Source organism: Rhizobium grahamii (assembly GCF_009498215.1).
Taxonomy (GTDB): domain Bacteria; phylum Pseudomonadota; class Alphaproteobacteria; order Rhizobiales; family Rhizobiaceae; genus Rhizobium; species Rhizobium grahamii_A.
Map to the genome: position 1 here is coordinate 322,107 of NZ_CP043499.1, position 13,483 is coordinate 335,589.

The following is a 13,483-nucleotide window of genomic DNA, read 5'->3' on the forward strand; positions in this document are numbered from 1 at the left end:
CGCGTTCCGTCATCCATTCGCGAGTTTCGGTCAGGGGTAAGGCGGTCACTACAGAACGAGAGAGCGAAGACCCCGAAAAGATAGGTAGTTCGATGATATCTTTGACTTCGCTCAAAGACCACTCGACGACAAGCCGATAACCACGGTCTGCGAGGACGTCTTAGCGGAAAGTCTCCCCCGCAGTCCTCACGGCTACGCATCATACTCTCCTTCAGCGTAGTCGAGATAGCTTCGCGCAGCGGCATCGCGCCCGCTGCGCGAAGGCAATGATTTCCAGTCTTTTGGGTTCGTGCTTCCTGTCCGGAGCGCGGCCCTTTTTTTTGAAAGTCTTTTCCTTGATCTGAATCAAGGATCGAAGCGCTCAAACGTAGCAAAAGTGCATCCGAACCGTGGGATTTGCACATGAACCTATATACAGCTCCTGATCCGAAGAACGTCCGACGAGTAGACGGTACGGCGGTGGAAACCCGCAGGGACGGCCAGCCGTTGTACGCGGCAAGGAAAAAGATTTTTCCTAAGCGCGCAGAGGGCCGGTTTCGACGCTTGAAGTGGTTCGTGATGCTGGTCACGCTCGGTATCTACTATCTTGCACCTTGGATTCGTTGGGATCGAGGTCCATATGCCCCTGATCAAGCGATTCTCGTGGACCTCGCCTCCCGCCGTTTCTATTTCTTCTTCATCGAGATCTGGCCGCAGGAATTCTATTACGTCGCTGGGCTTCTCGTCATGGCCGGATTCGGGCTGTTTCTCGTGACTTCTGCGGTCGGCCGAGCATGGTGTGGCTATGCCTGTCCACAGACGGTCTGGGTGGACCTCTTCCTCGCGGTAGAGCGCGCCATCGATGGCGATCGAAACGCGCAGATAAAGCTGGACGCCGCATCTTGGAGCTTCGACAAGATCCGCAAGCGCGTTCTTAAACATGCGGTATGGCTGGCGATCGGGGTGGCAACTGGCGGCGCCTGGATTTTCTATTTCGCCGATGCGCCAACCCTTCTTACGTCTCTGGTCCAAGGGCACGCTGCCGGCGTGGCTTATGCCACCGTGGCGACGCTGACCGCGACGACCTACATACTCGGCGGGTTTATGCGCGAGCAGGTGTGCACGTACATGTGCCCTTGGCCACGTATTCAGGGAGCGATGCTGGACGAAAACTCGCTGGTCGTCACCTATAACGACTGGCGTGGCGAACAGCGATCCCGTCATAGCAAGAAGGCCCAGGCGACCGGTCAACCTGTGGGCGATTGTGTCGACTGCAACGCCTGCGTGGCGGTCTGTCCAATGGGGATCGACATACGCGACGGGCAGCAGATGGAATGCATCACCTGCGCTCTCTGCATCGATGCTTGTGATGGCGTGATGGACAAGATCGGCAAGCCGCGCGGCCTTATTGCTTACGCGACTTTGAGCGAGTACGCCAATAACATGACGATCGCGACCGACAATGGTCGCCTGCCAGTGCAGCCTGGGTTGGTCCGCAAAGCGGACGGCACCTTTGTTGATCAGATCAGGCATTTCAACTGGCGGATCATCTTCCGTCCTCGCGTCGTCTTCTACGCCACGGTATGGTGCATGATCGGCGTGGGAATGATCGTCCATCTGGCGATGCGCGAACGGCTGGAATTGAATGTCGTCCATGACCGAAACCCGCAATACGTGCTCGAAAGTGACGGGTCCATCCGCAACGGCTACACGATCCGCGTCCTCAACATGGTTCCCAGGCCGCGAAAGATCGAGTTAAGCATCACCGGCTTGGACGGCGCGACGATGCGTATCCCCGAGCTGGGCAAGCAGGAAAGCAGAAGCTTCACGATCGACGCCGCGCCGGATGCGGCGACGACCCTCAAAGTCTTCGTGACGCGGCACTCTGCGAGCGCTCCGGTTTCGGAGTTCCTGCTCTCAATCGAAGACAACGGCCACTCGGACCGCGCGACGTACCGAGCCTCATTCAACACCCCTGGAGCAGAACAATGACTTCGGTTTCGAAAGGATTCACTGGCAAGCACATGCTTTTGACGACGTGCGGATTCTTTGCGGTTGTCGTTTCGGTGAACGTGACGATGGCATGGTTTGCCTCGTCGAGCTGGAGCGGCCTGGTCGTCGAAAACACCTATGTCGCGAGCCAGCAGTTCAATCAGAAGGCTTCCGCAATAAAGGCAATGGTGGCAACGGGCGTTACGGGCGCGATCTCACTGCACGACAATGTCTTCACTTACAAGCTCCACAATCGCGATGGCTCTCCAGCTCAAGCCGATGAAGTCGAGGCTCACTTTCGGCGTCCTGTGGGCGACCATGAGGACTTCATCGAATCGCTAACGCTTGTCGAGAGGGGGCGATTTGAGGCAAACCGCCACGTTCCCTCTGGCGACTGGATCGTCGAGCTGATTTCGAAGCGGGACGGCGTGGTTGTGATGCACGAAGCTCAGCGCTTCGACACGGCGGGGTTCGGCCAATGACATGCTGCATGATCAACGCCGAGGCCGTGCTCGCGATGAAGCCAAGGGCTTTCAGCTCGGAAGAGATCGCCCTTGCGAGCCACTCGCTCGGGGAGGGACTGCGCCAGCTCGACCTGAGCGTTCCGGACGTCCACTGCGGTGGCTGCATCGGGACAATAGAGAAGGCTCTGTCCGCTTTGACGTTTGTCAGCAAGGCGAGGGTCAATCTCACGTCCCGTCGCGTCACTTGCGTTTACCAAGAGACGTCTCACAGTGCTCCAACGGATCCGGCGCTCATCCTAGAGACTATCGAACAGGCGGGTTATCGCGCCCATCTCTGTGCGCCAGTTGCCGAGCGCGACAGGACGCGCAACCAGCTACTGCTGGCCGTTGGCGTCGCCGGTTTTGCTGCGGCCAACATAATGCTGCTCTCTGTTTCGGTCTGGTCCGGCGCGGACGCCGCGACACGGGACATGTTTCATTGGATTTCGGCGATGATAGCTGCGCCAGCGCTTGTCTATGCCGGAAGGTTCTTTTTTCGCTCAGCCTGGAATGCGCTGAAAAATCGCCGTACCAACATGGACGTGCCGATATCATTGGCTGTGACGCTTTCATATGCGGTGTCGTTATGGGAAACTATGCACCACGGCGAACACGCGTGGTTCGACGCCACCGTCTCCCTGCTGTTCTTTCTCCTTATCGGTCGGACTCTCGACCACGTCATGCGGGAAAAGGCGCGGGCAGCCATTAACGGTCTTGCCCGCATAGCGCCTCGCGGCGCGCTGGTGTTACAGAATGACGGCTCGCGACGATACGTTGCGGTAGAGGATATCGTTGTCGACGACGAAATCGCAGTGGCGGCGGGCGAACGGATCCCGGTTGACGCCGTCGTCGTCAGCGGCGAGAGCGATCTCGATCTCTCGATCGTCACCGGCGAAAGCAGCCCGGTGGCGGCTCGCCAAGGGACATACGCAAGTTCCGGCGCAATGAATCTCACCGGTTCCCTCGTCGTGCGGGCGACCAAGATGGCAAAGGATTCCCTTCTCTCCGAAATCATCTCTCTGATGGAGGCTGCGGAGGGTGGAAGGGCTAGGTACAGGCGCATCGCAGATCGTGCCGCGTCGCTTTATTCACCTGTCGTGCATCTCCTTGCGTTGGCCTCCTTCCTAGGATGGGGTTTCATCGGCGGCGATTGGAAACAGGCCATGCTCGTCGCAGTCGCCGTCCTCATCATAACATGTCCGTGTGCACTCGGACTGGCAGTTCCTGTGGTGCAGGTGGTGGCGGCCGGCGAACTCTTTCGTCGGGGTATAATGGTCAAGGACGGCTCTGCCCTGGAAAGGCTCGCAGAAGTCGACGCAGTGGCCTTCGATAAGACCGGCACGCTCACCATGGGAACTCCCCGGCTCGTTAGTCTGGACGCATCGGATGAAGCGGATATCGCGGTGGCCGCGGGTTTGGCGGCCCACTCGAGACATCCGCTTTCCCAGGCTCTCTTCCGTGGCGTCATCGCGTCGCCTTCTGCCTTCGATCACGTCACGGAGGTGCCGGGCGGCGGTCTGGAAGCGTCCGATGGCGCAACGTGCTATCGAATGGGTAGCTTTTCGTTCGCGTGCGGCAGTGCTCCTTCGCATGATCACGGAACTCTTTCCGAGGTCGTTCTGGCGAGGGATGGCCGTGTCGTCGCCCGTTTTTTCTTCGAAGACAGTGTTAGACCGGGCGCGGCCGACTCGATCCTTCGACTTCACGATATGGGCATCAAGACTTTGATGGTCTCGGGAGACCGCGAAGGCGTCGTGGCGACCACTGCCCGAAGGCTAGGAATCGATGTGGCGTTGGCGGCGCTGACGCCTAAGCAGAAAGTTGATGCGTGCGATAGGCTCCGCGATGAGGGCCGCAAGGTGCTAATGGTAGGTGATGGCATTAACGACGCGCCGGCCCTCGCGTCCGCGCATGTTTCAATTGCTCCTGCCACGGCATCCGACATCGGCCGACAGGCCGCAGATCTCGTCTTCTTTAACGAACGATTGGATGCGGTGCCGCACGCCATTGAAGTGGCTCGGCGGTCGGCTTCTCTCATCCGCCAGAACTTCGCTCTTGCGATAGGCTACAATCTCTTGGCCGTACCGATCGCCGTCGCCGGGTTTGCCACTCCGCTTATCGCTGCGGTCGCAATGTCGACGTCGTCCCTCATCGTCGTAAGCAACGCGTTGCGTCTCAACACTTTCGTCAAGCTGCACCCGGCAAAGGGCGAGGCCGACAGACTGATGCCGGAGGCAACTTCGGCATGAACATGCTGATTTATCTGATCCCGATCGCGCTCCTGATGGGCGGTATTGGCCTTGTAGCCTTTCTCTGGTCGCTCAAAAGCGGTCAGTACGAGGATCTCGAAGGCGCGGCCTGGCGTGTTCTCGCGGACGACGAACAAGAGGAAACACGGCGCTAGAGTGGCCGGGGAGGAAACTATGCTTCAAAAGTTACGCAGCGTAAGACAGTCAGAACTTTTTCGTGGCGTTTCAGCCGAAGTGGCCGCTGAAATCGATGCGATTTGCCGCATCAAGACGTTCTCGAACAACGAAGTGATTCATCCCGAAGGCGAGCTGGCCGTCGCGATTTTCTACGTTGTTAACGGCCTTGTCAGGCTCACGAAGACGGAGGCAGCATCGGGACGTGAGGCTGACGTCTCCATTTGCGAGCCGGGTGAGACCTTTGGGGAGTATCTGCTTACTGAGGGGGTAAACTATGTCACTGCCGCACGCGCGGCAGATGTCACGGATGTCGCCATCTTCGACCTGATGAAACTACGGAAGCTCGCGGGTCGTCATCCAATCCTCCAGACCAATGCCGCGCGGATCATGTCGAGACATCTGAGTGAAGCGTTTCGCTGCATATCGGCAGACCGGCTGCAGACCGCGCCGCAACGGGTAGCAAACTACTTTCTGGGTCGTTGCCCGGAGGGCGCCGCGCAGGCCAGCTTCCGCTTGCCGTTTCAGAAGCGAATTCTTGCAGGAAAGCTTGGTCTGGCTCCCGAAGCTTTGTCCCGAGCGTTCGCGGCGCTTGCCGATGCCGGAGTGAACGTACACGGCAGGACGGTAACTATCCTAAGCGTGGCAAGTCTTCGCGCCGCGTGCTAGGCGCCCCAGAAATGGGGGTGAATAATGAAGATCGCTTAAACGTACTTTAAGGTCTTGACCTTATTTTCGGGGTTGCCGCAATGTTGCGGCCCTTTTTCACAGGCAGAACATGAGGGGATGCCATGAGATTTTCTGCGCGGAATGTCATCCGCTGACAGGATCAGCGAGCGTTTTGCGGAGTTCCGATGCGTCATCTGTCCATTACGATCAAATTTCTTACACTTCTCGCGTCGGTGGGGCTCTTCGTCCTATGTTCGGTCGCCTACTCGAGTTACCAAATGCTGTCGATCGACAAGCAGTATCAGGGCCTTTTGCAAGGCGAGGAAACCGCCGTCATCAATCTCGCGCGCGCGAACCGATCGCTTCAGACCGCACGTGCGGCAATTAGCGACATGCTCATGTCGCGGACCGAGGCCGCGAACCGGTCTGCCATGGCGGAATTGGAGGCTTCGCGCCAAAGCTTCGTGAAGTTCATTGATACCGCCATCGCAGCCCTGCCGGGCAACGACGAGCTACGGCCTATCAAAATCCGGGGCCTCGGGATTATCGACGAGACGTGCAAGCTCTCGATCCAAAAGGCGCTCGTCGCCACCGCGCCTGAAGAAGTCCTGGCATCCCAAGTCGAATTCCTGACGCAATGCCAGCCTCAATTCCCGTCGGTGTCCAAGACCTCGGTCGAAGTCGCGCAGAGGCTTATCGGCGACGTAGACGCGAAGGATGATGCTGCGGAAGACGCCTCCCGGAACGCTGTCTGGACAACTGTCGCGTCAATCCTAGTTGGTCTAACGTTGTTCCTTCTCCTCGGCTTGGCAGGGGTGCGCAAATGGTTGGTGGCTCCGGTCAGCGATCTTTCCGAGGCAATGCGCCGCCTTGCTAATGCGGACTATTCTACCGAAGTGGCGGAGCGTGACCGTCGCGACGAAATCGGCGCCATGGCTCGCGCCGTCCAAGTCTTTAAGGAGAATGGGCAGCGCGGCTTGGAACTGGAGCGTGAGGCGGACGAAATTCGCGGTCGCACTGAGGACGAGCGGCGGCGCAATGCTGAAATCGAGCGGCGGCGTTCTGAAGAAATGGGAACCGCCACGCGAAGCCTGGGATCCGGTCTCAAGCACCTTGCGGGAGGAGATCTGTCCTTCACTCTTGATGCGCCGTTCGCCGCCGATTTTGAAGGGCTGCGAACCGACTTCAACAGCGCTGTGTCTCAGCTCGCGCAGACGCTTGTTGCGGTCTCGCAGGCGACGGCGGCGATCGACGCAGGATCGCAGGAGGTCAGCCGAAGTGCAGACAACCTGTCTAAGCGGACCGAGCAGCAAGCGGCCTCTCTCGAAGAGACCGCCGCCGCGCTCGACCAGATCACCGCCAACGTTGCGAACTCGTCCAGACGCGCAGATGAGGCCCGGTGCGTCGCCGCGGAAGCAGAGGAGAGCGCAGAGCATTCAGCTCAGGTGGTCGCGATGGCGGTAGACGCGATCGAGAAGATCGAGGGATCTTCACGGCAAATATCCAGCATCATTGGCGTAATCGACGACATCGCATTCCAGACCAATCTCCTTGCATTGAACGCGGGCGTCGAGGCGGCACGGGCTGGAGAGGCGGGCAAAGGATTTGCCGTGGTCGCCCAGGAGGTCCGAGAGCTTGCGCAGCGCTCCGCAAACGCCGCACGTGAGATCAAGGATCTTATCCGCACCTCGGAGACGGAAGTCGTCAGCGGCGTCGCACTGGTCCGCGAGACCGGGAGCGCGCTCGACACGATCCAGAAACATGTTGCCAAGATCAACCAGCATATGGATTCGATCGCCATTTCGGCAAAGGAGCAGTCGGTTGGCCTGACGCAGGTGAACACCGCCGTAAACGAGATGGACCAGGTGACGCAGAAAAACGCTGCGATGGTGGAGGAGACAAATGCGGCGAGCGCCACGCTCGCCGGAGAAAGTGGAAAACTACGATCATTCATTTCTGCGTTCCAGCTTCCGCGCGCCATGGCCGGCCCGCAGCCCGAGCAGGTCTTTCGCTTGGGCGGGAATATTAGCATCCTCAGACCTTCGCTAGGACGCGCGGCAGCGGGGGCTCAGACCGTGACCGACTGGAAGGAATTCTGATCTGCTGCCCTATCGCCCGCGTCTCGTTTTTCGCGGGCGATAGGGGTTAATCCAGACCTACAAGTCCGCCGGTGGTAGCGCGGCCTGCAATCCTGCGTTATGTGTGAGGCCCACAGGCAGCAGGACGGAGGCATATGGAACCGGATCGTATTCTCGTCGTCGATGACGACGCCCGGATCAGGCAGATGCTCGTCCGATATTTCGATGACAACGGCTACCGCGTGACGGCGGTCGCAAATGGCGCGGCCATGCGCGCAGAACTTTCAAAGCACGAGTATGTCGCAATTTTTCTTGATCTCGTCCTACCTGGCGGAGAGAACGGCTTCGACCTGCTTAAGGAGCTTCGCGGCAAATCCGACGTTCCCGTGCTGATGCTGACGGGGCAGGACGACGTCACAGATAAGGTCATCGGGCTTGAGTTCGGCGCCGACGACTATGTCGCGAAGCCATTTCACCTTCGTGAGCTTCTCGCCCGCCTGAGAACCGTTCTTCGACGACGGGCCGCTGCAGTTCTTCCCGTTGGAAAATCCGCTCCAGCGGACGAAGCTTTCCGTTTCGAAGGCTACTGTCTTGACGTGCCACGACGTAGACTGAGCTCTCCCGAAGGGGATGATGTTCCGCTTACAACCGGCGAGTTCGACATGCTTCTGGTTTTCGTTCGTAATTCCGGGCGGGTATTATCTAGGGAGACTCTGATGGAGCTCACCCGGAACAGAAATCTTGAGGCTTTCGATCGCGTAATCGATGCACAGATCCTGAGGCTCCGCAAGAAGATCGAATCCGATCCTAAAGCGCCCGCTTTGATTCAGTCAGTTCGGGGCGTCGGCTACGTCTTCACCGGACGTATGCTTTAACAGCGCGATAATTGATCCCCGTCAATGTCCGGGGCGGAAACAGCGCTATTGTACTCTCGCAACAGAGTACGTTTGAACATGACTATTTGGATAATCTTCGCGGTCATCACGGGCATCGTGACGGCCGTGTTACTGCATCCCTTGTCGACGCCGAGTCGTGCCGTCGTGCCGGTAAACAGTGCGGGGCGGATCTACCGCGATCAAATCGCGGAACTCCTCCTCGAACGCGCGGAGGGTAGGATCAGCGTCGAGGACTACGAGCTAGCACGGGCGGAGACCGCAAGGCGCTTGTTTCGAGAATCCGACGCGGAAGATAGGAAGAGTCGTCCTTTGTCACTGGGAAAGGTGAAACTAGCCATAGCGGCCTTCCTGTCGCTTGCCAGCATCTCCCTTTACGTCGCGGTTGGCTCGCCGGACCTACCGTCGCTCCCGTTGAAGGAGAGGCTCGCCCATCCCGGCCAAGATCTCGCCATTTTGATCCGCAAGACGGAAACTCATCTTGAGAAAACGCCGGACGACGGGCGCGGGTGGGACGTGATTGCGCCAATTTACCTGAGAACCGATCGTGCCGGAGACGCTGCCCACGCCTATGAAAACGCAATCAGGCTGCAAGGCCCCAGTACTGACAGGCTAAATGGTTTGACAGAAGCGCTCCTGGCCTCGTCAAATGGCAAGGTCACGGATGCAGTCAAAAGCGTTCTGGAACAGGCCTTGGCGATCGACCCGCAAAATCCGCGAGCCAGATTCTATAGCGCTCTAGGCATGGAACAGGCGGGAAGAGGTGAAGATGCGCAAATGGCCTTCGTGGCGCTAGCCATGGATTCGCCCGCGGGCGCGCCATGGCTTCCGCTCGTGAACGACCATGTCACCAAACACGGTGGGACGTCCGCCACTCCAACCGCCGGCGTTCCAGGTGGTCCGACAGAGGCGCAAGTCGTGGATGCGAGCGCACTGGGCGCTGATGAAAAGACGAAGATGGTCCGCGGCATGCTGACGCGACTTGAGGAAAAGCTGGCCAGAAATCCGGTCAATTTTCAAGGCTGGCTGCAGCTTATCACTTCATATGGGGTCATTCATGACAAGTCTCGCGCGGAAGATGCGCTCGCGCGCGCGCTGGGGAGCTTTCCGGCTAACAGTGACGAAGGTTCCAGGTTGATCGCGGCTGCGCGCGGATATGATGTCGAAAGGAAAACGGATCAATGACGCGAAAGCAGAAACGGCTCGCAGTCATAGCTGGTGGCATGAGTTTTATCATGGCTGCGGTCTTTCTAGTTATGTTTGCCTTCAGCCAGTCCGTTGCCTACTTCTACATGCCATCGGATCTCGCGACGGGAGGCGTTCACCCCGGAACTAGAATTCGTCTAGGTGGTCTCGTCGGAAAAGGCAGCATAAAGCGGGGCACCGGAACCGACATTGATTTTACCGTGACCGATCTCGGCGGGGCGGTCGTGCATGTTCGATACGCTGGAATCCTCCCAGATCTTTTCCGCGAGGGACAAGGCGTAGTCGCTGAAGGGAAGTTCGAAGCCGATGGCCAGCTTTTTTCGGCGGACACCGTACTTGCCAAGCATGACGAACGGTATGTCCCCAAGGACGTCGCTGAAAAGCTGAAAGAACAAGGGCTCTGGCAACACGCGGAGGCGAAACAATGATCATCGAGATCGGCCACTACGCACTCGTTCTCGCGCTGGCGACAGCGATCATCCTTTCGGTCGTTCCGCTCATCGGCGCGCGCCGCCGCGATCAGGCGATGATGGAAGTCGCGTCGCTTGGTTCGATCGTTCTCTTCGGCCTCGTTGCCTTCTCCTTCGGTGCGCTCACCTACGCGCATGTCGTGTCAGACTTCTCGGTCGAGAATGTCTGGCAGAACTCGCATTCGCTGGTGCCGCTGATCTACAAATATTCCGGCGTCTGGGGCAATCACGAGGGATCAATGATGCTCTGGCTCCTTATTCTTGCACTGTTCAGTGCAATGGTGGCGCTCTTCGGACGCAATCTGCCGAACACGCTACGAGCCAATGTATTGGCGGTTCAGGCCTGGGTCTCTGTCGCGTTTATCCTCTTCATACTGCTGACCTCCAACCCTTTCGTTCGTCTCGATCCCGCGCCGGCCGAGGGGCGAGACCTGAACCCGGTGCTGCAGGATATCGGCCTCGCGATCCATCCACCGCTCCTTTATCTTGGCTACGTTGGCTTCTCCGTCTGTTTTTCCTTTGCCGTTGCGGCTCTCCTTGAAGGACGCATCGATGCCGCCTGGGCGCGCTGGGTGCGGCCCTGGACGCTGGCCGCCTGGACCTTTCTGACGCTCGGCATCGCGATGGGATCCTATTGGGCGTATTACGAGCTCGGCTGGGGCGGCTGGTGGTTCTGGGATCCGGTCGAGAACGCCTCCTTCATGCCCTGGCTGGCGGGTACGGCACTGCTGCACTCGGCGCTCGTCATGGAAAAGCGCGAGGCCCTGAAGATCTGGACGGTCCTGCTGGCCATCCTTACTTTCTCGCTCTCGCTGATGGGGACGTTCCTCGTGCGCTCCGGCGTGCTTACCTCGGTCCATGCCTTTGCGAGCGACCCGAGCCGAGGCGTCTTCATTCTCTGTATTCTGTTGATCTTCATCGGCGGGGCGTTGTCGCTCTTTGCCTTCCGCGCGCCGTTGCTTTCGGCAGGCGGGCTGTTTGCGCCGATCTCACGCGAGGGCGCGCTGGTTCTGAACAACCTGATACTTACCGTAGCCTGCGGGACGGTGCTCACGGGCACGCTTTATCCGCTGCTGCTGGAAACCCTTACTAGCGACAAGATCTCGGTCGGTCCGCCCTTCTTCAACATGACCTTTGGCCTCCTGATGATCCCATTGCTACTTGTAGTGCCCTTCGGGCCACTGCTCGCATGGAAGCGCGGCGATCTTCTGGGGCCCTGCAGCGGCTCTATGTGGTCGCGGGCCTCGCTTTCGCTGCCGCACTTGTCTTGTTCTATATCGAGCATGGCGGCCCAATTCTTTCCGTTCTCGGCCTTGCTGCCGGATTGTTCCTCGTGTTCGGCGCTGCTGCCGATCTCTGGTACCGCGCCGGAATTGGCAAGGTGGCGGCGAACGTCGCCTGGCGCAGGCTGACCGGCCTGCCGAGGTCGGCCTTTGGTACGGCGCTTGCGCATGCCGGTCTCGGCATCACCGTTCTCGGCATCGTCGCGGTCTCGACCTTTGCGACTGAACATGTGCTGCATATGAAGCCTGGCGAGACCACAGAAGCGGGCGGCTACTCGCTACAGTTCGACGGCATGCAGCCGTCAACCGGACCGAACTACAGGGAAGATCGCGGTCATTTTAGCATCCGCCGAGGTGGCGTCGATGTCGCCGACGTCTGGTCTGCGAAGCGTGTCTACAGTGCGCGCCAAATGCCGACGACGGAGGCGGGGATACTGACCTTTGGCTTGAGCCAGCTTTATGTCTCCCTGGGCGACCCGACCAATGACGGCGGCATCGTCGTGCGCGTGTGGTGGAAGCCGTTCATTCTCTGCATCTGGGGCGGCGCTTTGGTCATGGCTTCGGGGGATTGCTTTCGCTCAGCGACCGGCGCCTACGCGTCGGTGTGCCCCGGCGCAAGGTCAAGGCCGCTGCAGCAATGGAGCCCGCGGAATGAAGGCGATGAGACGCTCCCGCCAATTTCGGTTGTCGGGGGGCCGTATCGTGCAGGTGCTGATGGTGATCTTGGCAACGTTGTTGCCAATCTCGGCTCTCGCCGTGAACCCGGATGAAATGCTGCCAGATCCGGCGAAGGAGAGCCGAGCGCGGACGCTGTCGGCGGAACTGCGTTGCATGGTCTGCCAGAACCAGTCGATCGACGATTCCAACGCTGAACTTGCAAGGGATCTCAGGCTGTTGGTGCGTGACCGCATAAAGCATGGCGAAAGCGATGAGCAGGTTCTGAACTACATTGTGTCGCGGTACGGCGAATTCGTGCTTTTGAGGCCGCGCTTCAGCGTCCGCACTATGACGCTCTGGGGATCGCCCCTGGTTCTTATTCTCGCCGGCGGCCTCTCACTGCTGGTCTTCTCGCGACGAAGTGCCCGCAGGCCGACTGGGACTTTTTTGAATTCGGAAGAGGAAACAAGACTCCAGAAGCTATTGAAATCGCCGCATCTTTGATCAAAGTCAAAGCGGGGTTCATTTCAGCCAATTACTGTCTCACCATACAATACTTCCAAATATGAGGCAGACAAATGCAGGCCAAGGACGTCATGACTAGGGACGTAGTCCACATCAGCCCGGCGACCGGTGTTCGACATGCCGCAGCCGTCATGCTTCAAAATAATGTCAGCGGTCTCCCCGTGGTAGACGATCAAGGGCGAGTCTGCGGAATGCTGACTGAGGGCGATCTTCTGCTTCGGAGGGAAATAAGGCTTTCTCCGCGACCGGCGCGATCACCGGAAATCATTTCGGAGCTTGATCTCGAACGGTATATCAACAGCAATGGGTGGTCGGTCGCCGACGTCATGTCCCAGGACGTGATCGTCGCCGGTCCTGATAGCGAGATTTCCGACATCGCCGAAAGCCTGCAGACTCATCGGATCAAGCGTTTGCCGATCGTTGAGGACGGAAAGCTGATCGGTATCGTCAGCAGGCGGGATATCTTACCACTCATCATCGATGCGCCTGTGACGATCCTGCCGCGGGGAGACGCTTCGATAAGACTTGCATTGCGTACCCGCCTTAGATCCGATCTCGGGCTGACTCCCCAAAAGGTGCAGGTCACTGTCAAGGATGGACACGTCACACTTGAGGGGCAGGTCGAGTCGGAGCTAAAGCGCAAGGCAGTTCGAAGCCTCGTCGAAGGACTTGGCGTAGGCGCAATCCGCGACCAGATCGAGATCGCCGCGGAGGAGACCCGAACCAGCTAGCATCGGACTGGCTGCGACGAGGCCTGTGGACAATCTGTGGAAAACGCTAGCTCTCTGTTCGTCGTTGCCACGAT

At 58.9% G+C, this 13,483-nt stretch carries 11 protein-coding genes and 1 pseudogene; all 12 read left to right on the top strand.

The annotated features are described in order from the left end of the window. The first annotated feature begins 402 nt into the window (after positions 1-402). The 12 genes and pseudogenes from ccoG (at position 403) to FZ934_RS20460 (ending at position 13,409) form a co-directional block, all read left to right on the top strand. Entirely contained in the window at positions 403-1,971 is a 1,569-nt protein-coding gene (gene ccoG / locus FZ934_RS20405; RefSeq protein WP_153272747.1) for a cytochrome c oxidase accessory protein CcoG, read from the top strand. Next, a complete protein-coding gene (locus FZ934_RS20410; protein WP_153272748.1) occupies positions 1,968-2,453 on the top strand; it encodes a FixH family protein in 486 nt (161 codons plus the stop codon). The genes ccoG and FZ934_RS20410 overlap by 4 nt, the downstream gene beginning before the upstream one ends. Further along, positions 2,450-4,723 carry a cation-translocating P-type ATPase gene (locus FZ934_RS20415; protein WP_153272749.1) on the top strand — a complete coding sequence of 758 codons (2,274 nt, stop codon included), beginning with the start codon at positions 2,450-2,452 and terminating at the stop codon, positions 4,721-4,723. The genes FZ934_RS20410 and FZ934_RS20415 overlap by 4 nt, the downstream gene beginning before the upstream one ends. Beyond that, positions 4,720-4,878 (top strand): cbb3-type cytochrome oxidase assembly protein CcoS, encoded by a 159-nt coding sequence (gene ccoS / locus FZ934_RS20420; RefSeq protein WP_153272750.1) that lies wholly within the window; start codon positions 4,720-4,722, stop codon positions 4,876-4,878. The genes FZ934_RS20415 and ccoS overlap by 4 nt, the downstream gene beginning before the upstream one ends. Before the next feature lie 19 nt (positions 4,879-4,897). Beyond that, positions 4,898-5,566 carry a Crp/Fnr family transcriptional regulator gene (locus tag FZ934_RS20425; RefSeq protein ID WP_153272751.1) on the top strand — a complete coding sequence of 223 codons (669 nt, stop codon included), beginning with the start codon at positions 4,898-4,900 and terminating at the stop codon, positions 5,564-5,566. 185 nt (positions 5,567-5,751) lie between these two features. Then, positions 5,752-7,665: a methyl-accepting chemotaxis protein gene (locus FZ934_RS20430; RefSeq protein WP_153272752.1), complete on the top strand. Its 1,914-nt coding sequence runs from the start codon at positions 5,752-5,754 to the stop codon at positions 7,663-7,665. A 134-nt stretch (positions 7,666-7,799) separates the two neighbouring features. Next, positions 7,800-8,519: a response regulator gene (locus FZ934_RS20435; RefSeq protein WP_153272753.1), complete on the top strand. Its 720-nt coding sequence runs from the start codon at positions 7,800-7,802 to the stop codon at positions 8,517-8,519. A 78-nt stretch (positions 8,520-8,597) separates the two neighbouring features. Next, positions 8,598-9,722, top strand: a complete 1,125-nt coding sequence (gene ccmI, locus FZ934_RS20440) for a c-type cytochrome biogenesis protein CcmI (protein ID WP_153272754.1) — start codon at positions 8,598-8,600, stop codon at positions 9,720-9,722. After that, positions 9,719-10,171: a cytochrome c maturation protein CcmE gene (ccmE, locus tag FZ934_RS20445; RefSeq protein WP_153272755.1), complete on the top strand. Its 453-nt coding sequence runs from the start codon at positions 9,719-9,721 to the stop codon at positions 10,169-10,171. Before ccmI ends, ccmE begins: the two co-directional genes overlap by 4 nt. A 320-nt stretch (positions 10,172-10,491) precedes the next feature. Then, positions 10,492-12,266, top strand: a pseudogene (locus FZ934_RS20450) (heme lyase CcmF/NrfE family subunit). Beyond that, positions 12,157-12,657: a cytochrome c-type biogenesis protein gene (locus tag FZ934_RS20455; RefSeq protein WP_194273859.1), complete on the top strand. Its 501-nt coding sequence runs from the start codon at positions 12,157-12,159 to the stop codon at positions 12,655-12,657. Before FZ934_RS20450 ends, FZ934_RS20455 begins: the two are co-directional and overlap by 110 nt. A 74-nt stretch (positions 12,658-12,731) precedes the next feature. Beyond that, entirely contained in the window at positions 12,732-13,409 is a 678-nt protein-coding gene (locus tag FZ934_RS20460; RefSeq protein ID WP_153272756.1) for a CBS domain-containing protein, read from the top strand. Positions 13,410-13,483 lie beyond the last annotated feature (74 nt).